Below are 16705 nucleotides of genomic sequence, written 5' to 3'. Positions count from 1 at the left end.
CTCGGCTAGGTGGGGGAGAGGTTGTATTCGGTCAGTCGCCAACCGTCCGTGGTGGATTCGACGACCGCTCGGATCTGATACGCGCTGTAGGGCGTCGTGCTGCCGTCGCGGTGCAGCACTGTCTGGGTCAGGGCGACCTCGAGCACCTGCCGGGTGTCGCTGCTGGTGATCGCTTTGCCCGATTGTGCTGTGGCGCTGACGATGTCGCCGGATTCGCGCCACCCGGCCCACTGGGGGAGTGGACGGACGTCGGTGGCTGGAGGCTGCGCAGCGTCGGCGGCGAGCTGGCCACCGAGCCAGGACCGGGCGCGGGTCACCGCTGCAGCGGGGGAGGTGTCGGTGGCCGGTTGCCAGGAGAACATCGCTGCCAACGCAGCTTCGGCGACGCTCGCCGGATCGGAGCTACGGTGCTCGTCGAGATGCACGTGCGCGTCGGTCGCGGCCCCGTCGGTGTCGTCGTGGCCGCTGCGCAGGGTCACCACAAGCACCGCGGCGACCCCAAGCACCAGTATCAACGCGCCTGCCACCAGGACTGCGACGACGCTGCGGCGCATCAGGCGACCTGTTCGTCGACGACGAGGGTGGTCAGATTGGTCTCGCGCCAGGACTTGTAGCCGTTCTCGCGGCACCACTCGGCAGCCGGGTTGTCCTGGTCGATCTCGATGCTCACGTGCACTTTCCCGCCCAGTGCGGCGCGGTCCAGAGCGGGATCGTCGGCGCTGACTTCGTGGTTGAGCACGTGCAGGACGAGCCGGATGGCGTCGACGTCGAGTTCCTCTCGGGCTTGGCCGGCGATGAAGACCGCGAGTGCGGCGACGGACAGGTCGGCGGAGTTCTGATCGCCTTGGCGGTAGGTCTTGTTGTCGGGGTGGAAGGTGTTGTAGGTGACGACCTCGCCTTCGGGGCCGCAGATGGCGAAGGACTGCACTTCGTCGTCGGCGGCGGTCCAGAGTTCGAGCACCGGGCCGTCGGCGGCGGCATCGGCGATCTGCTCGCGCCGCTGGGCGTAGGCCTGTTCGCGGAGGGCGTCGTAGTCCAATCCCAGTTGCTTGTTCAGCTCGGTCTTGTACTTGGGAAACAGCAGTTTGGTCGCGAGCTCGTGCTCTTTCGCCCATTCGTACAGTGCGGTGTGGGTGTCGAGGCCTCTGAGCTCGTCCAGGTTGTCCTTGACCGCGATCCTCGCGGTGTCCCAGTCTGCGGCCGAGCTGTTGGTGCTTCGTTTCTTCGTCATGGTCGTTCGTCTCCTTGTGTGTCGGTGAATCGGTGCGGTCGGGTGGCTTTTATGCGATCGAGGCGTAGTCGGCGGCGTACTGCTGGATCAGGTCGGCGTAAGGGCGGGTCTGGTTGACGTAGTCCGGTGAGCCGGTAGGGAAGCCGCCCGAGGACTGCACGGCGCCGAAACCGGCGTTGTAGGCCGCGAGGTACAGCTCGACGGGGCCGTTCGGTGCGGAGATAGAGCCGCTCGAGATCCCGGCGTCGACTTGGCCTGCGATCTCGCACATGTACCGGCCCTGTGCCATCACCGCGTCCCCGATGTCGTACGGGGAGACCGAACCGTTGCCGTCGTCGTCGCGGCCGTACCCGGGCCAGGTGCCGGGCATGAACTGCGCCGCACCTTCGGCTCCGGACGGGCTCACTGCGCGGGCGTTAAAGCCCGATTCCTGCCGGAGTTGACCGGCGATCAGCGGCGGCTTGATCTGCGGGCAGGTGTTGCCGGCCTGGATCACCCACGGCTCGAACTCCGCTGGCACCGTGCCTGGTGCCAGATCGGCCTCACCGCCCGTTGCGGCCGGGTTCGGCCCGCACGGCGTCGGTACGGCACCGGGATTGCCAGCGGCTCCAGGAGTGGGGCCGTAGCTGGTCAGGGTGTCGGGCATGCCGCCGCCGATGGTGGTGACGTGGACGTGGTCGAAGTGATTCTGGGTAGGCGATCCTCGATCCTCCATCTGGTTCGAGGATCCTTCGGCGGGGATGTAGGTCTGTCGCCAGATGATGTACTCGATGTGCAGTTGCACCTTGTTGGCCATCAGGTACTCGACGATGCGGTCACCGAGTTCTTTTCCGGCACCGGTGTCGTAGCCGGGGATCATGATGTCCGCAGCGCGGCCGCTCGGGTGATCGTCATAGGTGTCGTAGGGACGCCACCCGCCGATCGTCTTGATCTCCGGGAACTGCTGTGCCACGGCGCGCGCCACTCGCACCGTGTCGACCTGCCAGTGTTCCTCCGAACCGACCGATTCGGGAAGCGGAGGCAGATCCCCACCCGGCGCGGGAGCCGCGGGGGCGGGAGTGGACGGCGTCTCAGCCGACGACGAGGACAGGGGTGCGTCGGGTTCGGCGGCGTCGGCTATCCACCCGGCCGGGTCGACAGCTTCTCCGCTGTCGTGTCCGCCCTGCCAGATCTCGAAGTGCAGATGCGCCCCGCCCGGACCGGACGGCGATACTTCGCCGTTGTAGCCGACTTTCGCGATCTCCTGTCCAGCGCGCACGTGCTGGCCGGGGGTGACCATCAGATCCTCGGGAAACATGTGTCCGTAGACGCTGGAGATGATCTGGCCGTCGATGTTGTGGTCGATGACGATCCATTGGCCGAACCCGGAGGCCTCCCCGGCTTTGGACACCACCCCGTCGGCGGTGGCGTAGATCGGTTCTCCCGCAGTGGATCCGAAGTCCTGACCTTTGTGCATGGTGCCCCACCGTGGACCGAAACCGGAGGTGAGTTGATACGTTCCGGCCTTCATCGGCTTGACCTTGGTTCCAGCAGGGAACGAGGCGGTCGGCGCGCCGCCGGGCAGGCAGGCCCCGACCGCGGTGTCGTCGTCGTCACCGAAGATGAGCAGCACCAGAGCCAGGATCATGGCCAGGAACAGCGCGAGAGCGACGAACGCGCCCTTGCTCGCGGTGCTTTTCACCTTCGCTCAGATCCTTTCGCTGCCGAGAGCGCGTTGCAGAATGCGTACTTGGTCCTGGAGTTCGCGGAGGGCGATTTCGGTGTCCGCCGAGAATTGATCCGTGCGCGCCGCGCCGCGCTCGGATCTGACCCAGTTGCGCAGGGTGGTCACCGGAATGCACAGTGCCGCAGCGACAGTGACGATCGCCTCTTCGCGAGAGGACGCGGTTTTCATCTGGTCACCGACCAGTGCGAGGCACTTGCCTCGAAACTCGGGCGTGTAGTTCCGTTTGGCCATCTCACGCGACCTCGTCGTAGTCGTCGAGTTCGTCGTCACCTACGAAGGTGAATCGGTGGTTGGTGTCGTGCACGCCGGATTCGATCTCCGAGGGCATGAGCACGGTGCGGAACGGAATGCCCGGTGCGCCTTGCTCACCGAGTTTGACGATGAATTTGCCCTGTCCGGGCGGGGCGCTGAGAGCGCCTGCCTCACCGGTCAATGCTTTGGGCGAGGACCAGGAGGTGATGTCCGCGATCTCGGTGTCGGTGAACGGCTTGATGTCCGACAGCCGTGTCATCTCCTTACGCGGCAACGCGCCCACCACCAGCACGCCAGCGCGCTCGACGAGACCCTTGGCGGTCGCGACGTCCTCCGGGTTGGGCAACGACTCGAGGTCACTGACGGTGTGGGTGCACATGAGCAGTGCGGTGCCCCAGGCGCGGTTCAGACGGGTCAGTTCGTCGACGCGGTCGACCATGCCGACCCCGGCTCGCAGCACCTGCCACATCTCGTCGAGCACGACCAGGAAGTTTCGGCGCGGCCCGCATTCGGCGTCCGCGAGGTAGTGGGCGGCGTCGGTCGCGGCGAAGCCGTGCTCCCAGCACGCCAGCAGGACTGCGCCCTTGAGGGTCTTGTCGGCGGTCCCGATGCCGGAGACGTCCACGCACACGGCGGCGGCGTTGATGTCGATCGGCACGGTGGTCTGTCCGCAGAACACCTCACCGAACTCCCCGTCGATCAGCGCGTGCAAGGTGCGCCGCAGCTTCTTCGAGTCCTGGCGGTACTCGATGTCGGAGTCGGATTGGAACGCGCGCCGTACGGGCAGCGGGCCGTCGTCGAGTACCTGGGCGAGGTCGGACAGCAGAGGCTGTTCGTCGCCGGTGAAGCGGTCCTCGAGGACGCGGATTCCGGCTCCGAGCGCGGAGATCTCGAAGTCCTCGATCGGATCTGTACCGCGGGTGACCTGCAACAGCGTCTTGACGCGGCGCACGCGGTCGCCGGCGATGCGTTTGCGGACCAGTGCCGCGGTCTTGTCCGCGAGCGCGGTGCCTGCGGCGTCGAGGATGGGCAGAATCTGTGCGAGTGGTCCCATGTCGAGCGGGTTGATCTGGCCGCGTCCGAGCCCGAGGTCGATGATCTGTCCGCGATCACCGAGAGCTTCGACGAGTTTGCGGTAGTCCGGACGCATGTCGCCCATGATCAGAGTCGAGACCCCGGCGTAGATCAGGCCGAGGATGATCTTGCGTGCAAGAGTGGACTTGCCGAAGCCCGGCAGTCCGAGCAACATCATCGACGGTTGCTGCAGGAAGCGTGCGCGCGTCATCCACGAGAGCGGGTCGAAGCACACCGGTGCCCCGGTGTAGAGGTGCACGCCCAGCGGTACGCCGACGATCGGTGCGCCCGCGCCGACCGGGAACGGCCACAGTCCGGCGGCTTGGATCGTGGTGGCCCGGAATTCGGTCAGCGGCAGCACCGGTCCGGCTTTGCCGCCGCCCTTTCCGGACAGGCCCTGGTGGTTGCCGCGCAGGGTTTCGGTGTCCTTGGTGTGGCCGACGGTCTTGGAGCGGGCTGCGGCGTCGCGCCCCAGGTGCAGGCGGGCACGCCACGACACGGCGACGTTCTTCGATTCCGCGGCCTGTTCGAGTTCGCGGCGTTCGTCGTCGTCGAGCAGCGCTACGGGAGCCGAATCGATGCTCTCGCACAGTTCCTGGCGGTGGCGCTGTGCCGCTGTGCGGCTCACGCCCCGGTGCGAGGTGGCGTGCGCGGCGCGACGCCAGGGACGTTTGATGCTCATCTCACGCCCCCAACTTCTTGGCGACGTCCTTGGTGTGCGAGGGCATGAGGACGCCGACGCCGAGGCTGGCGGCGAACGCGGTGTCCTGGGTGAACCACAAGCGCTGCAACCGAAGTGAGGACCTGGTGCCGAGATCCTTGGTGACCGAATCGGCTTTCGGACGGTCCTCGCCGTCAGGTGTCGTCACGGTGACCAGCAGTCCGATCATCGTCAGGCCGTGACCGTGGCCTTGTTCTTCGAGCTGGTCCTCGACGCTCCTGAGGCGTTGTTGTGCTTCGAAACTGGGGCCGTTCTTGCCCAGACGGTTCATGCCGCTGGTGGCGTGCTTGAGATCGCGGCCGATGATCGTTGCTGCGTCGGCCGGTGAATGCGGACGGAAGCAGATCGCAACCCGTTTACGCAGCACGTCCGGGTTGTAGTCGAGCAGCGGTCGCAGCACGGTCTCGGTGAACGCGTTCTTGGGTCGTTCGGCCATTTCCCACGTCGTGGAGTAGCAGCCGTCGTGGAAGAGGTTCGCGATGTTGGCCTTCTGTGCCTGCGGACCGGCATCTTCCCAGCCCAGGTCGTGACCGCCCTTCATCTCCGAGAGTTCGAGGTCGTTCAACGCGGCCGGGGTGTAGGCATGTTTGACGAAGGAGACGATTTCCTCCGAGGCCAGCAGGCGGGGGTTCAGTTGTGCTTCGTTGAGCACGGTCAGCACGCCACCGATGCGCCGAGCGAGCTCTTTGATCTGCTCGCCGGGATCTTTACGGCGGTTGGCGGTGGCGGCGCGGTAGGTGATCGCTACCCGTGCCCACAATCGTGGTGTCCCGGTGGCGAGGTACTCCGCGGATTCCATCATCATCCGCGCGGGCAGCTCCCCGCCGTAGAAGCCGTCACCGTGTGCCATCGACCGGACCTCGCGGCGCAGACGATTGCCCGATTCGGGGCCGTTCTCGATGACGACGGTGACACCGTCGACGTCGCCGGTCTGGGAGATGAAGTTGACCGCCGCGCCCCAGGAGAACACCGAGTGATCGACCGCGTCCTGGTCGATGGCTTCGTTTCCCTGCGGCCAGCATTCGATGACGATGGTGAACTGATGCGTCTTGGGCATCTCGACGACACCGAATTTCTGACGTGCCTGGTGCTGAACCCAGCCGTCGTGCAACACACTCTCGTAGAGGACGCCGGGTAGGCGGTTGGTTCCGCCGGGAACGCGCGAGAAACGGCCGGAGAGGTACAAGTTCTCACCTTTCGACACGTGGATCAGCCACTGCGCGAACAGTGAGACCCACTGGTAGACGGTTTTGCGTTGGAAGCGCACGATCAGCGGAAGGGCGGTGACGGCCATGACGCCGATGAAGATCAGTGCGTAGAGCTTGTTGCTGGCCAACGAGACTGCGGCGACGCCGATGATGGCGCAGACGAAGCAGTAGATGCTGGCGAGGATGTTCAGCCCGAAGAAGAACGATTCTTTCGGTACCGGGCCGATCATGTACGTCTGGCGTTGACGCATCGAGGCCGAAGTCGTACTCACTTCATCACCTCGTTCGTTGCGAAGGGCCGTCCGGGAACGTCACCGGCGATGTCGTTGGCCATCGCGTCGAGTGACTGACTGCCACGGGAAATCCCTGCGCGGGCCGACTGCACGCCTCCAGAGAGCGAGGGAACCCGTCGACCGCCGCCGCGGCCCCCGCCGAAGCTGCCCCGCGCGGGGCCGGTACCGGCGCTGGACGAGCGGCTTCGTGCACCTCCGCCCCCACCACCCCCGCCTCCACGACCACCACCCCCACCGCCGCCACCACCGCCGCCGCCACCGCCACCGGTGCCGGGTGCTGTGCCGCCGTAGCCGCCCTGGCTGCGGCTGACCACTCCACCGGCGGCCTTGGCGGCGCGAGCGGCGCCCATCGCGACAGCGCTGGTGCCGCCGCTCATCGCTGCCGCACCCAGTGCCATACCACCGGCGGCCATGCCCGCCAACGCCATAGGGCTCCCGGATGATGCACTAGAGACGTTGAGAACCCGCAACAGAGCCGGAAGTGCCACTGCGGCAACGGTCAGCAGGATCAGGCCTTGAAGCTTGGTGACATCGGAGCTTGGATCGGCAGCCCAGAACGCGGTGGCCATGATCGCCGCCGAGGCCGGTTTGAACAGGATGAACGCGATCGCCCAGTTGCGCATCTTCTCGTAGGACTGCGAGCCCATCTCGGTGCCCGATGCTGCTGCGGCCACCGGGAGCGTGCCGACGATGACCATCAAGAACGCCATCCGCACGACCAACAGGACTGTCTGGACGAGAGCGCCGAGCATCCCGAACAGGGCGATCAACAGCACCCAGCCGGGGCCCCAGGTCGAGTTGTCGTCGATCATCATCGCCTGCACCTTGGTGCCGAGATCGTTTCCACCGGATTCGGTGAGCAGCCACAAGCTCAGTCCGTCCGAGACCTGGATGGCCAGCCCGATCGCCACACCGAACAACGAGACCGAGGTGATCGTCCGGACGAACGTCCGCGCGAGATCCATCGCCGCTGCACTTTCGTTGCCCGATTGCGCGAGAGCGACACGAACGCACGCGACGAGAATCGAAATGACCAGCACGACACCCTGAATGGGAAGCATGTAGCTCTGCAACACCGTCAGGTAGTTCGCGTCCGAGAGTGCCGGTGACGGAGTGGTGAACCACCAGTTGATCATCGTTCCCCAACCGTCGGCGACACCGGAGATGAGTGACTTGACGTTCTTGCCGAAGGCGGAGTCCCACATCTTCTGCAGGGCATCTCCGGGGTGCGAGACGACGTTGGCGAGTTTGCAGACCTGCTCACCCGGGTTGGCGAAGATCTTGCGTAGGGCACCGGAGATGCTCGTCCACGAGCCGGTGTCCTGAGTCATCGACTCACATTGCTGGTCGAACCCGAATGTTCCCTCTCCTGGTGCGCCGCTGCCGATTTCCGGTAGCGCCGGGGCTTGCGGTGCTTCGGTCGGTCCGCCTTCGGGGACGGCGTAGGTCACCGTCGGGCACGATTTCGTCGATTGCCCGCCGCCGAGGGGGATCGTGATGCAGGTCAGTTCACGCTGGACCATCGTGTAGCCGGGAGGCAGCGGCTTGGGCGTCGCGCCGGCGAGACCGCCGAGTGTGATCGCTCCTGCCGGGAGGTTCTGGGCCTTCAGATCATCTTCACCGACGAGTTCGTAGCCCTCCGGTGCAGCCGGAACAGCACTCGTGGTGTCCTGTGCCGACGCGGAGGGAGCGAGTGCGCCCACGGCGCCGCCGACGGTGATCAACACGAACGCAGCCGCGAGCAGCGCGTGCAGCACCCGGCTGGCTCGACGGGCGAACGATTGGCGGGTCACCATGTGGTCCACCCGCTCAGCGAGGTTGCGGTTCCGGTGGGATCTCCGAGCTGTTCGGGGAAGGTCAGCTTCCAGTCGCCGTCGACCCACGTTGCGATCAACCGAGTCGTCAGCCACTGACTGGTGCCATCGGATGCCTTTTCCGCAGGGCTCGCGGTTTCGAGGACTGCGAGATCGTCGGCGTAGTCCAGAATGCGGAAGCCGTCGGACTTGGTCTGGTAAGTCAGCGCTGCATCGCTCGCCCCCCGGTGGTACGGGCCCTCGGCGTCGAGCTGTGCGTACAGCTCGCTGCGCTGGCTCGCTGTCATGACGGTTTGGTTGTCGTAGATCCCGCGCGCGGTCTCGTTGTTCGCCGATCCAAGACGCAGCGCGATCTGCACTGCTGCGATCGCAGCACCTTGCGGGGTGTGTGCGAAGCCGGTCGCGGTGAGCCCGTTGACCGCGCTCGGCCCATCTGAGGTGGAGAACGGGACGATCGCTCCGTCGCCCACTTTCTGCCAGCTGACCCCGGCTGGGGCCGGTACCGGCACTGCCGGGTTGTACGGCCCGTACTCGACCGGCGACTGCGGCAACGCCCATCCACCGGGCCACTTGGGGATGTCCACACGCCGTCCGAGGCGGTCGACGGTCGGCGTCGACAGTCCCGCCATCGCGCCGTCGGTGTTCGGTACCGCGCGGGGACCGGTGGACGGTAGTGCCGTCACGGTGAGCGCCGGGGACGGGTCCGATGCCTGGTCGGAGGATCCGCCGCTGACCCTGATGACGATGGCCACGACGATGCAGACCACGATGATCGCGACGATGAAGATAGCCGCTGCGGTCACCGCCCCGCTGCGCTGCTTGACGGGCTTGTCGGCGGGCTCGGGGCTGCTCATGATGCCGCCGCGAGGTCGGTGAAACCGGCCTTGTCGGTGACGATCTCGGGTGCGGTGACGTCGTCGGCGGCGGGCAACAGAAGCTTCCAGTCGTCACCGGACCACACCAGGGTGTGGGTGGTGGCGACTGCGGTGCCGTCCGCTTTGTCGACGAGGAGCCGGACCACGGCGCGGTTGTCGGTGTAGTCCGAGACTTCGAAGGCGCTGACCGGGTTCTCCGATCCAGCGGGTGCGGCTGAGGTGATCGAGACCTGTGCGCGGTTGATCGCGTAGGTGTCGCGGCCGACGCCCGGTGCTGCGACCGCGTTGACGACGTCGGGCCAGGAATTGTCCGGTGCCAGGCGAAGTCTGGTGATGCCTTGCACCGCAGCGAGGACTGCACCTTGCGGGGTCGGTGAGTATCCGGAGGCGACGTCTCCGGAGACTGTGTGCGGGCCATCGGTATCCGAGGTTGGGAGCGATGCGCCCTGCCACGTCGCCCACTGCACATCCGTCGGTGCTGCAGAGGTGTCCGCGACCGATGAAGTCGAGGGGCCGGAGGTGTCGGACGGGTCATCCGAGGATCCGCAACCGGCCAGGGCCACGACCGCTGCTGCGGCGACGGCGGCGATGAGGTGACGTTTCATGTGATGGCTCCTGCTTCGAATAGCGTTACGAGGAAATGAAGTTGGTGATGGCTGCGGCCGAGCTTGCGGTGATCGCGGCTCCGCAGATCCACATGGCTTTGCGGGCGGTCCGCGAGAATGGTGTGGAGGTGGCGAAATGCCACCACATCATTCCGCCGGCGACGATCAGTGACGTCACCAGTACCGCTCCGACGATCCACATTCCGAAGCCGAGAAGCTGGTCGAGGGGTGCGGTGACCTCGGGTGGGAGCGGCTGGGAGGGTGGTGCGGGTTGGGCGTGCAGCGGCGTCGATGTCACGTCATCACCCAGGTGACCCACGACGCGGCGAGGGACATGATCAATGCGCCGATGAGCGCCCCGAGGACGATTTTGATTCCCTTTCCGGCCATCGCACCTTGGCCGAGCGCATGGTCGAACCACATCACGCCACCACCGCAGATGACTCCGAGGACAGCTATGACGGTCAGAACCCACAGCGCGACGCCGACCATTCGCCATATTCGATCGCCGCCAGGGGGCACCACCGCATCAGGTTGCGGGATGGCGAGGATCGTGGTGTGGACTGCGTCGATTGTATTGAGCAGCATGAGAGTTCAGCCCCTAAGAGGTGGTGTGAAGGATCGAGACGATGGTGGTGCGGATGGATTCGGCGACGTCGGCTACTTCGCGAGGTACCGCGCGGTGAGGTGGTTCTCGTTTGCGTCCGGTGGCGACGGGGTCTCCTGGTGTCCAGAACGGGAGTTCGTCTGGAGTCAGTTCGATCCATGCGTCGATCCACGGGATACGCCAGTGGCGGTCGTCGACGAGACCGGCGACGACTTCGAGGCGTTGCCGTAGTGCGGTCTGTAGTCGGCCCGGTGCGGCCGCGACCGTCACCAGCCCGATCAGGGTCGTGTCTCCGCCGTGTCCGGACAGGTGCTGGGTGAGTAGGTCGTGGGCACGTGCGATGCCCCATGCTGATTCGCGTGCGACGATCACCACGAACGGTGATTCCTCGTCGAATCCGGCGGGGAACGCTCCCAACGAATCTCCGGCGATCGACCATGATGCGGTCAGCATCGAGACCCCGGCGCCGCCGTGCGCGCTGACCAGCCACCAGGAGGGCACTGCGCGGTCGTGCGCAGTGATGACCGGTTCGGGCCACACGTCGATGCAGCGCGCTGCGGGTGGTGGTGTGATCAGGCTGTTCTCTCGGTTGCTGTCACTAGACTCGTCGTAGGCTGCCCAGGCGGTTGCGTTCATCGCGTCGCCTGGTCGACTGGGGTGTTCCAGGCCTCGGCGAAGTCGCCGGCGACCAACTGTGCGAGCGAGCGGTACGCCGCCTGGGTGGCTGGGAGCAGCCGATCCCAGTAGATCTCGGCTCCTTCGTCCAGGTGCGGGTCGAAGGGAATGCTCACCACGGCCCGGACACGTCCGGAGAAGTAGTCCTGCAGCTGTGTCTCGGTCAACGGTGTTCGGTTGCTGCTCGACATGCGCGAGACGACGATCACGCAACGCTCGACCAGATGCGAGTAATGGTGGGCGTCCAACCAATCGAGCAACGCGTTCGTTCGGGTCACCGCCGATACGTCGAGCTTTGTCGGCGCGATCAGTGACTCGGTGAGATCGAGTACCCCGGACATGGCCGGGTGGGTGATTCCTGTTCCGCAGTCGGAGATCAGCACCTGAAAGTGGTCTTGGAGGATCTCGATGACCCGCCGGTAGTCGTTCTCGCTCAATGCTTCCGACCGTTCCGGGTCGTCGTGTGAGGCCAGTACCTGCAGTCCGGTCTCGGCCTCGAGGGTGTGTTCGCGGACATCGGCGTACCGGTCGTGGCGCTGCGCTGCGAGCAGGTCGTAGATGGTCGGTGGAATGTCGGTCCGCGCGGCGACCTGCACGATGCGTTCGGCGAGGACACCGGCGTCGGGGTTCGCATCGATGGCCAGCACCCGGTCGGTGCGTACCGACGCGAAGGCGTGGCCGAGCACCACCGATACCGTCGACTTGCCGACCCCGCCCTTCAATCCGGCCACGGTGATCTTGTGATCGTTGCGAACCGGTGAACCGATTTCGGCGTCGGCGGCACGCCTGCGCAGCTCTGTGCGCGAGTCACCAGCGTTGATCGTGCGCAGCGATGCCACGTACAAGGCACGTCGCCACCCTGATCGCGGTACAGCAGGAGCTTGTTCGACCACGAGCGCTGGCGGAGCGGCCGCGCGCAACGTCTCTGTGCGTGCGGTGCGGCCCAGCGCGATCACCGATGCGGTGCCGCGGTCGAGATCGATCGGTCCGTACGCGACCTGTTGGTGCGCTGGTTCGGTTTCGTCCACGGACGGGCTCGCTGGACCGGCGGCCATCAGGCCCTCTCTCCAGTCTGTGCTCATCGCTTGGTCTCCACTCTGTTCGTTGTCAGTGCGTGCGGCATCAGTTGGAGGGGGTCAGCCACGCGGAGTCGTCGGATTCGCCTGTCGGGGACCCGACCGTCGGCGGCTGCATCGGGAAGGAGTCACCGGAGGTCGACGTGGTCGGTGTTGCAGCGCTGGTCACGGTGGAGAAATTGTTGGGCTCTTGCGCGGTGTAGGTGGGTGTGGTGAGCGATTGCGTATTGCTCGACCATGGATCGAACTCGGTGGTGGCGTGCGCGGATGCATCGGCTCCGATCTGGAACTGCAGTCCGGGCAGGCCTTGGTAGGAGCCCTGACCATCGACCGGGACGGTGCGCGTGAAGGCCTCCGTGTTCGCGGCCGGTGCTGCCGATCCGGAGGACAGATCCTTCACCAGCGCAGTGATCCAGTCGCTTGCGAAGCTCAACCAGGTGCCGCCGGAGGGGGTGACTGTGTCGCGCTGGTAGGACTCGTGATTGGCCCGCACCGACCAGTACTTGACGTCGGTGGCCATCTTGATCAGGCCTTTGTTGTCGGCCATTTCGTTCTGCACGATCTTCGAGACGGCAGTGGTGGTCTTGTCGGTGAGGTTCGCCGGGATCAGTTGCAGTGCAGCGTCGGCGGCCTTGGCGCCGAGCAGTGCCAGTCCTGCTGCCGGGTTGGTCAAGCCGACCGTGGCCAGTTGCGCGATGGTGTCCATGGTCAGGACTTTCTTCACGAAGGTCACTGCGGTGTTGATGCCGATTCCGAGGACCTTGTCGATCGCGGCGAATGCGTCGACCTCGTGGGTGGGGTTGGATGCGTCGGCGGCACGGTTGCTCAAGGAGTCGCCGGGGCGGTAGTCCAGGCCGCGGGTGGTTCCGTCGCTGGTGGTGATGTCCTCGTTGACGACGTCGACGCCCATCTTCAGTGCGGTGGTGCCCATGACCTGAGCTGCCGACCACAGCACCCCGACCGGGTCTTGGGCGTTGAGGTTCAGCTGTCCACTGACATTGGTCACCAACCGCGCGAGCGGCGCGTCGGCCGGGGTGTCGCAGGCGATGTCGCCGCCCGCGCACGCGGAGGCGACGCGTCCGGTCAGCGATCCGAACGAGGTCGGAGTTTGCGCGGTCAGCGGTGCGATTCCGCCGCCGTCGGACGGTGGGGTGGGGAGTGCTTCGATCTTGGCGACCTCGGCGCCGCGGGTGCCGGGTGCAGGTGCGGGTGTCACCTGCGAGGGTGCGCCGGGGAAGAGGCCGGCACCCTGTTGGCGGGTGGGATCGGAGTAGAGCATGCCCATGGCCACTCGTGCTGGTGGGATCGGGCCTTGGCCTGCGCCGATCAGGCGCAGCAACTCCGAGGCCACTTCGGCCCCCTGGGAGTAACCGAGGAAGCCGAATTTGGTGTCGGGGCAGCGTGCAGCTTCGTCCTCGACGATCTTCGAGGCGTTCTGCACCCCGCGCGCGGCCGAATCTTTGTAGGGCACGCCCGTGAAGCCGAAGTCGGCCGGATACGGAACGTAGGTGCGATCGAATTTGTCCGACGTCGTTCCGCCGAACTCGGCCAGGACCGGCAGAATGGCCGCCGCCAGGGTTCCCGAATCCTGTTTCGGCATCGATCCTTCGGTCGACTCGGTGGTGCCCTGCGTGATGACGACATGCAGCAGAGCGCATCGGTCATCACCCGTAGCTTCCGTCGAGCTCGTCGAGGTCTCCGATGGGCTGGTGGTGGTCGGTTGCGCAGCTGCGATGCCTGCGGTGCTGACGGTGATCGCGACCGATCCCAGCATCGCGACCGCTGTGTAGGTGAATCGCCTGGCGTTCATCAGTTCTCCGTTTCGGTGATGTCGACGATCGAGGTGATGAGAGTGCGATCACCGTCTGTTCGCGTTCGTACGATCTGGGTCCACGTCAGCGGCTGTGCCTGCGGGACAGCGTGTGTGAGTTCGACGGTGTACTCGTCGGGGCCTCGCGGGGTGATGCGGAGGCAGTGCGTCGTGTCGGAGGGAAAGGTGTCGATGCCGTCGCGCTGAAGGACGTCGGCGGCTCCGACTGCAGCGTCGGGTGTGGTGAATGCGCGAGCTGCCGCGCCGCTTCGTTCCACGTAGTAGGCGTGGTCGAATCCAAGGATGGCATCGGGGCCGGATTTGTAACTGCCTGGGCCGGAGCCGGTTACGACACCGTTGCTGGTCGATTCGACGCAGGCAGGTGCAGCGGGCACCGGCGCAGGCGTCGACGTCGACGTCGTGATCGGTGCAGTCGAGGCGTCGGCTGGTGTGGTCAGCATGGGGGCCATTGCGTCGGCGAAGGAGCTGTCATCAGGCTCGCCGGGGCTCACCGCCCACACTGCTGCGCCGATGCCCGCACCACCGACGAGGCCGGTAGCTGCAAGGGCCACGCCGATGGTGAGGACGCGGGAGCGGCGGCCACGCAGCTTCTGTGGGATGGGTTTGGGAACCGGACGTGCTTTCGGCCGGGGTGCGAGCCCGGCGACCGCAGCCTCCCGTGTCGGCGGCGTCGGTCGCGGAACGGGGTGCGCCGAGGCGACCGAGGTTTCTTGTGACGGAGGGTTGGGCGTGTTCGGCGTGTCGGTCAGTACGGCGCGCTCCCAGGGCTTGCTTCCTGGACGTGATGTACTGGGACTGCGATCAGACAGCGATGGCATAGCTGCTGCTCACTCTCCTTCTGCTCGACGGATTGTTGGTGCACCGAACACGCCCGACTCCTTTAGACGGGCAGGCTGTTGGTCAGGGTCTGCCAGGCTGCGTTGGCCTGTTCGAGGGCCGGTCCCGCAGCGGCTACTGCGTCCGCGACCGCAGGCTGCTCGAGCACCGTCGAGGTGAAGCCCTGTACCGCCGTCGCGGCTGGTTCGACCCAGGCGCTCGCGTCACTGGCGGCGTGCTGGATCACCGGTGCAGCATCCTGAACAGCGGTGTTCGCCTGAGCGAGCAGATCCGGAGCCGGTTCGATGGTCAGCGGTGCCGGAATCACCGGGAGCTGATTGGCCGACGGACCTTCGGGCGGCGCTTCGATCGCAGGTGCGGGCTCCTCGATGATCGTTGCTTCACCGCCAGCAGCTGCGCCTCCGAGCAAGCCGCCGGTGACAGCTCCGATTGCAGTCGTCGTGGCGACGATCGGTGCTGAAGCAATCGCTCCAGCACCGGCTCCCGCCAATGCTGCCGCTCCGGGCACGAAGACGAAGAGACCGGGCCCAACCGCGACGACGGCCGGAGTCAGTAGCGGCGTCGCTGCGACACCGAGTCCCGCACCGATAGCCGCACCGCCCGCAGTGAGCGCAGCTGTCGGGAGGAGACCCACTCCGAGACCAGTCAGGCCGCCTGTTATCGCCCCGGCTGCGGTGCCGGCGGCGATGCGGTCCGCGCGCGGGGCATCCGCTAGACCGTTGTCGACAAGAAGGTTTCCACCGTCCGCCTGGATCGCTTGGAACGTGTTGGAGAGCTGACGAGCGAACGTCGGATCGACAAGCGCGGGGTCGAAGGGAACAGGGTTCGCCCCCACCAAAACTGTGTTCTCCGGCGTCTCGATCGGCACGATCTTGGTTCGCTTGACCGTCGGGACAGGTGCTGGTTCGGGCTGCGGGGCAGGGGCGATGGTCTCGGCTTCATCAGAGGGGCCCTCTGCCTGGCTGGGTGCCGGTTGGCTCTGGTAGATCACCGGGGCCGTGTAGTAGGACTGCTGGCGGCCGGCGTTGTAGTCATCGACCGTGCGGGTTTCGCCGGAGTAGTCGTAGAGCGGTGTGTAACCGGGGAGGTAGGTGTCCTCGGCGGCGGGGGCAGGAGCCGCGGGAGCCGGAGCTGGCTGGGTTACACCAGGTTGCTGACTCGGGGGGACTGCGACACCGGGTTGGCCTGGGGCTGCTTGGGCTACACCAGCACACATCAGGCACAGCGCGATGGGAACAGCGCACGCCGTTGCAAGGTGCAGCGGCTTACGGCGGTGCCGCCCCTCGCTACTGGTCGATCTGAACATCGGGTCACCTTTCTTTCATGGACAACTCGGGAAATGAGGTAGCGCGCGGGTGGGAGATCCACATCGCCGAAGGCGGCGTTTCGATTGGTTGTCAACCAATGTTGTTGCGCAACAATGGCAGTGGAACAGTGCTGCCTAGACCTGCTGTCTCTTCCACTCAGTGGTGCAGACGATTGCCGAAAGTTGCGGTTTCGGAGAATCGTCCGCACCACCACCCGGGGAAGCTCCGTCATACGGAGGAGCTGCCGAACCACAGCTAGGGCTGTAGCAAGATCCAGGGAGGCATCGAGCGTGATCCTTTCTGTCAGAACGGGTTTGATACTGGCAGGTTGATGTCCCGGCGGGCCGAATGGCGATGCCCATGATGTAAACGTCGCCATACGACCTCCACCGGTCCACCGGATGAGTTGGACGATGCCCGTCCACCGGGGGCGGAGATGACGGAATTGTCCAACTCGCAACTGCGGCCGGGGGACGGTCCGCAGTTGAGACTGTGGGGGTCAGGCCGCGTGGCTGAACGGGGGTCGGGGAGCAGATTGACGAAATCCGGCGCTAAGGGGCAATCGCCGAGCGA

16 protein-coding genes are annotated in these 16705 nt (G+C 65.9%); all 16 read right to left on the bottom strand.

Annotated features, from left to right (window positions below; translation table 11 throughout):
• Nucleotides 1-5: 5 nt before the first annotated feature.
• Nucleotides 6-554 carry a hypothetical protein gene (locus tag ACODSO_RS21930; RefSeq protein ID WP_489038781.1) on the bottom strand — a complete coding sequence of 183 codons (549 nt, stop codon included), beginning with the start codon at nt 552-554 and terminating at the stop codon, nt 6-8.
• Nucleotides 554-1231: a hypothetical protein gene (locus ACODSO_RS21925; RefSeq protein WP_489038780.1), complete on the bottom strand. Its 678-nt coding sequence runs from the start codon at nt 1229-1231 to the stop codon at nt 554-556. The genes ACODSO_RS21930 and ACODSO_RS21925 overlap by 1 nt, the downstream gene beginning before the upstream one ends.
• A 49-nt stretch (nt 1232-1280) precedes the next feature.
• Nucleotides 1281-2912: a VldE C-terminal domain-containing protein gene (locus tag ACODSO_RS21920; RefSeq protein WP_489038779.1), complete on the bottom strand. Its 1632-nt coding sequence runs from the start codon at nt 2910-2912 to the stop codon at nt 1281-1283.
• 6 nt (nt 2913-2918) lie between these two features.
• The gene (locus ACODSO_RS21915) at nt 2919-3188 is read right to left on the bottom strand and encodes a transposase (RefSeq protein ID WP_489038778.1); all 270 of its coding nucleotides are present in this window, start codon (nt 3186-3188) and stop codon (nt 2919-2921) included.
• Between the two features lies 1 nt (nt 3189).
• Nucleotides 3190-4965 carry a hypothetical protein gene (locus ACODSO_RS21910; protein WP_489038777.1) on the bottom strand — a complete coding sequence of 592 codons (1776 nt, stop codon included), beginning with the start codon at nt 4963-4965 and terminating at the stop codon, nt 3190-3192.
• A 1-nt stretch (nt 4966) separates the two neighbouring features.
• The gene (locus ACODSO_RS21905; RefSeq protein ID WP_489038776.1) at nt 4967-6484 is read right to left on the bottom strand and encodes an SCO6880 family protein; all 1518 of its coding nucleotides are present in this window, start codon (nt 6482-6484) and stop codon (nt 4967-4969) included.
• On the bottom strand, nt 6481-8301 hold the full coding sequence (locus ACODSO_RS21900) for a hypothetical protein (protein WP_489038775.1): 1821 nt from the start codon (nt 8299-8301) through the stop codon (nt 6481-6483). The genes ACODSO_RS21905 and ACODSO_RS21900 overlap by 4 nt, the downstream gene beginning before the upstream one ends.
• The gene (locus tag ACODSO_RS21895; RefSeq protein ID WP_489038774.1) at nt 8295-9173 is read right to left on the bottom strand and encodes a DUF8175 domain-containg protein; all 879 of its coding nucleotides are present in this window, start codon (nt 9171-9173) and stop codon (nt 8295-8297) included. Before ACODSO_RS21895 ends, ACODSO_RS21900 begins: the two co-directional genes overlap by 7 nt.
• Nucleotides 9170-9799 (bottom strand): DUF8175 domain-containg protein, encoded by a 630-nt coding sequence (locus ACODSO_RS21890; protein WP_489038773.1) that lies wholly within the window; start codon nt 9797-9799, stop codon nt 9170-9172. Before ACODSO_RS21890 ends, ACODSO_RS21895 begins: the two co-directional genes overlap by 4 nt.
• Before the next feature lie 25 nt (nt 9800-9824).
• Entirely contained in the window at nt 9825-10097 is a 273-nt protein-coding gene (locus ACODSO_RS21885) for a hypothetical protein (protein WP_489038772.1), read from the bottom strand.
• Nucleotides 10094-10387: a hypothetical protein gene (locus tag ACODSO_RS21880; protein ID WP_489038771.1), complete on the bottom strand. Its 294-nt coding sequence runs from the start codon at nt 10385-10387 to the stop codon at nt 10094-10096. Before ACODSO_RS21880 ends, ACODSO_RS21885 begins: the two co-directional genes overlap by 4 nt.
• A gap of 13 nt (nt 10388-10400) precedes the next feature.
• Nucleotides 10401-11042 (bottom strand): hypothetical protein, encoded by a 642-nt coding sequence (locus ACODSO_RS21875; protein ID WP_489038770.1) that lies wholly within the window; start codon nt 11040-11042, stop codon nt 10401-10403.
• Nucleotides 11039-12163 (bottom strand): MinD/ParA family ATP-binding protein, encoded by a 1125-nt coding sequence (locus tag ACODSO_RS21870; RefSeq protein WP_489038769.1) that lies wholly within the window; start codon nt 12161-12163, stop codon nt 11039-11041. Before ACODSO_RS21870 ends, ACODSO_RS21875 begins: the two co-directional genes overlap by 4 nt.
• 40 nt (nt 12164-12203) lie before the next feature.
• Nucleotides 12204-13967, bottom strand: coding sequence for a cutinase family protein (locus ACODSO_RS21865; RefSeq protein WP_489038768.1), 1764 nt, complete (start codon nt 13965-13967; stop codon nt 12204-12206).
• Nucleotides 13967-14806: a DUF8176 domain-containing protein gene (locus ACODSO_RS21860; protein ID WP_489038767.1), complete on the bottom strand. Its 840-nt coding sequence runs from the start codon at nt 14804-14806 to the stop codon at nt 13967-13969. The genes ACODSO_RS21865 and ACODSO_RS21860 overlap by 1 nt, the downstream gene beginning before the upstream one ends.
• A 62-nt stretch (nt 14807-14868) precedes the next feature.
• On the bottom strand, nt 14869-16131 hold the full coding sequence (locus tag ACODSO_RS21855) for a hypothetical protein (protein WP_489038766.1): 1263 nt from the start codon (nt 16129-16131) through the stop codon (nt 14869-14871).
• Nucleotides 16132-16705 lie beyond the last annotated feature (574 nt).

The sequence above is a fragment of the Rhodococcus sp. FG69 genome (genome assembly GCF_057808915.1).
Note: the sequence above shows the minus strand (reverse complement) of the source record. Positions and strands in the feature narration are given on the sequence as shown.

Coding starts and splice junctions, on each gene's coding strand:
- ACODSO_RS21930 (WP_489038781.1), bottom strand. CDS start 554: ATGCGCCGCAGCGTCGTCGCAGTCCTGGTGGCAGGCGCGTTGATACTG.
- ACODSO_RS21925 (WP_489038780.1), bottom strand. CDS start 1,231: ATGACGAAGAAACGAAGCACCAACAGCTCGGCCGCAGACTGGGACACC.
- ACODSO_RS21915 (WP_489038778.1), bottom strand. CDS start 3,188: ATGGCCAAACGGAACTACACGCCCGAGTTTCGAGGCAAGTGCCTCGCA.
- ACODSO_RS21910 (WP_489038777.1), bottom strand. CDS start 4,965: ATGAGCATCAAACGTCCCTGGCGTCGCGCCGCGCACGCCACCTCGCAC.
- ACODSO_RS21900 (WP_489038775.1), bottom strand. CDS start 8,301: ATGGTGACCCGCCAATCGTTCGCCCGTCGAGCCAGCCGGGTGCTGCAC.
- ACODSO_RS21895 (WP_489038774.1), bottom strand. CDS start 9,173: ATGAGCAGCCCCGAGCCCGCCGACAAGCCCGTCAAGCAGCGCAGCGGG.
- ACODSO_RS21890 (WP_489038773.1), bottom strand. CDS start 9,799: ATGAAACGTCACCTCATCGCCGCCGTCGCCGCAGCAGCGGTCGTGGCC.
- ACODSO_RS21880 (WP_489038771.1), bottom strand. CDS start 10,387: ATGCTGCTCAATACAATCGACGCAGTCCACACCACGATCCTCGCCATC.
- ACODSO_RS21875 (WP_489038770.1), bottom strand. CDS start 11,042: ATGAACGCAACCGCCTGGGCAGCCTACGACGAGTCTAGTGACAGCAAC.
- ACODSO_RS21870 (WP_489038769.1), bottom strand. CDS start 12,163: ATGAGCACAGACTGGAGAGAGGGCCTGATGGCCGCCGGTCCAGCGAGC.
- ACODSO_RS21865 (WP_489038768.1), bottom strand. CDS start 13,967: ATGAACGCCAGGCGATTCACCTACACAGCGGTCGCGATGCTGGGATCG.
- ACODSO_RS21860 (WP_489038767.1), bottom strand. CDS start 14,806: ATGCCATCGCTGTCTGATCGCAGTCCCAGTACATCACGTCCAGGAAGC.
- ACODSO_RS21855 (WP_489038766.1), bottom strand. CDS start 16,131: ATGTTCAGATCGACCAGTAGCGAGGGGCGGCACCGCCGTAAGCCGCTG.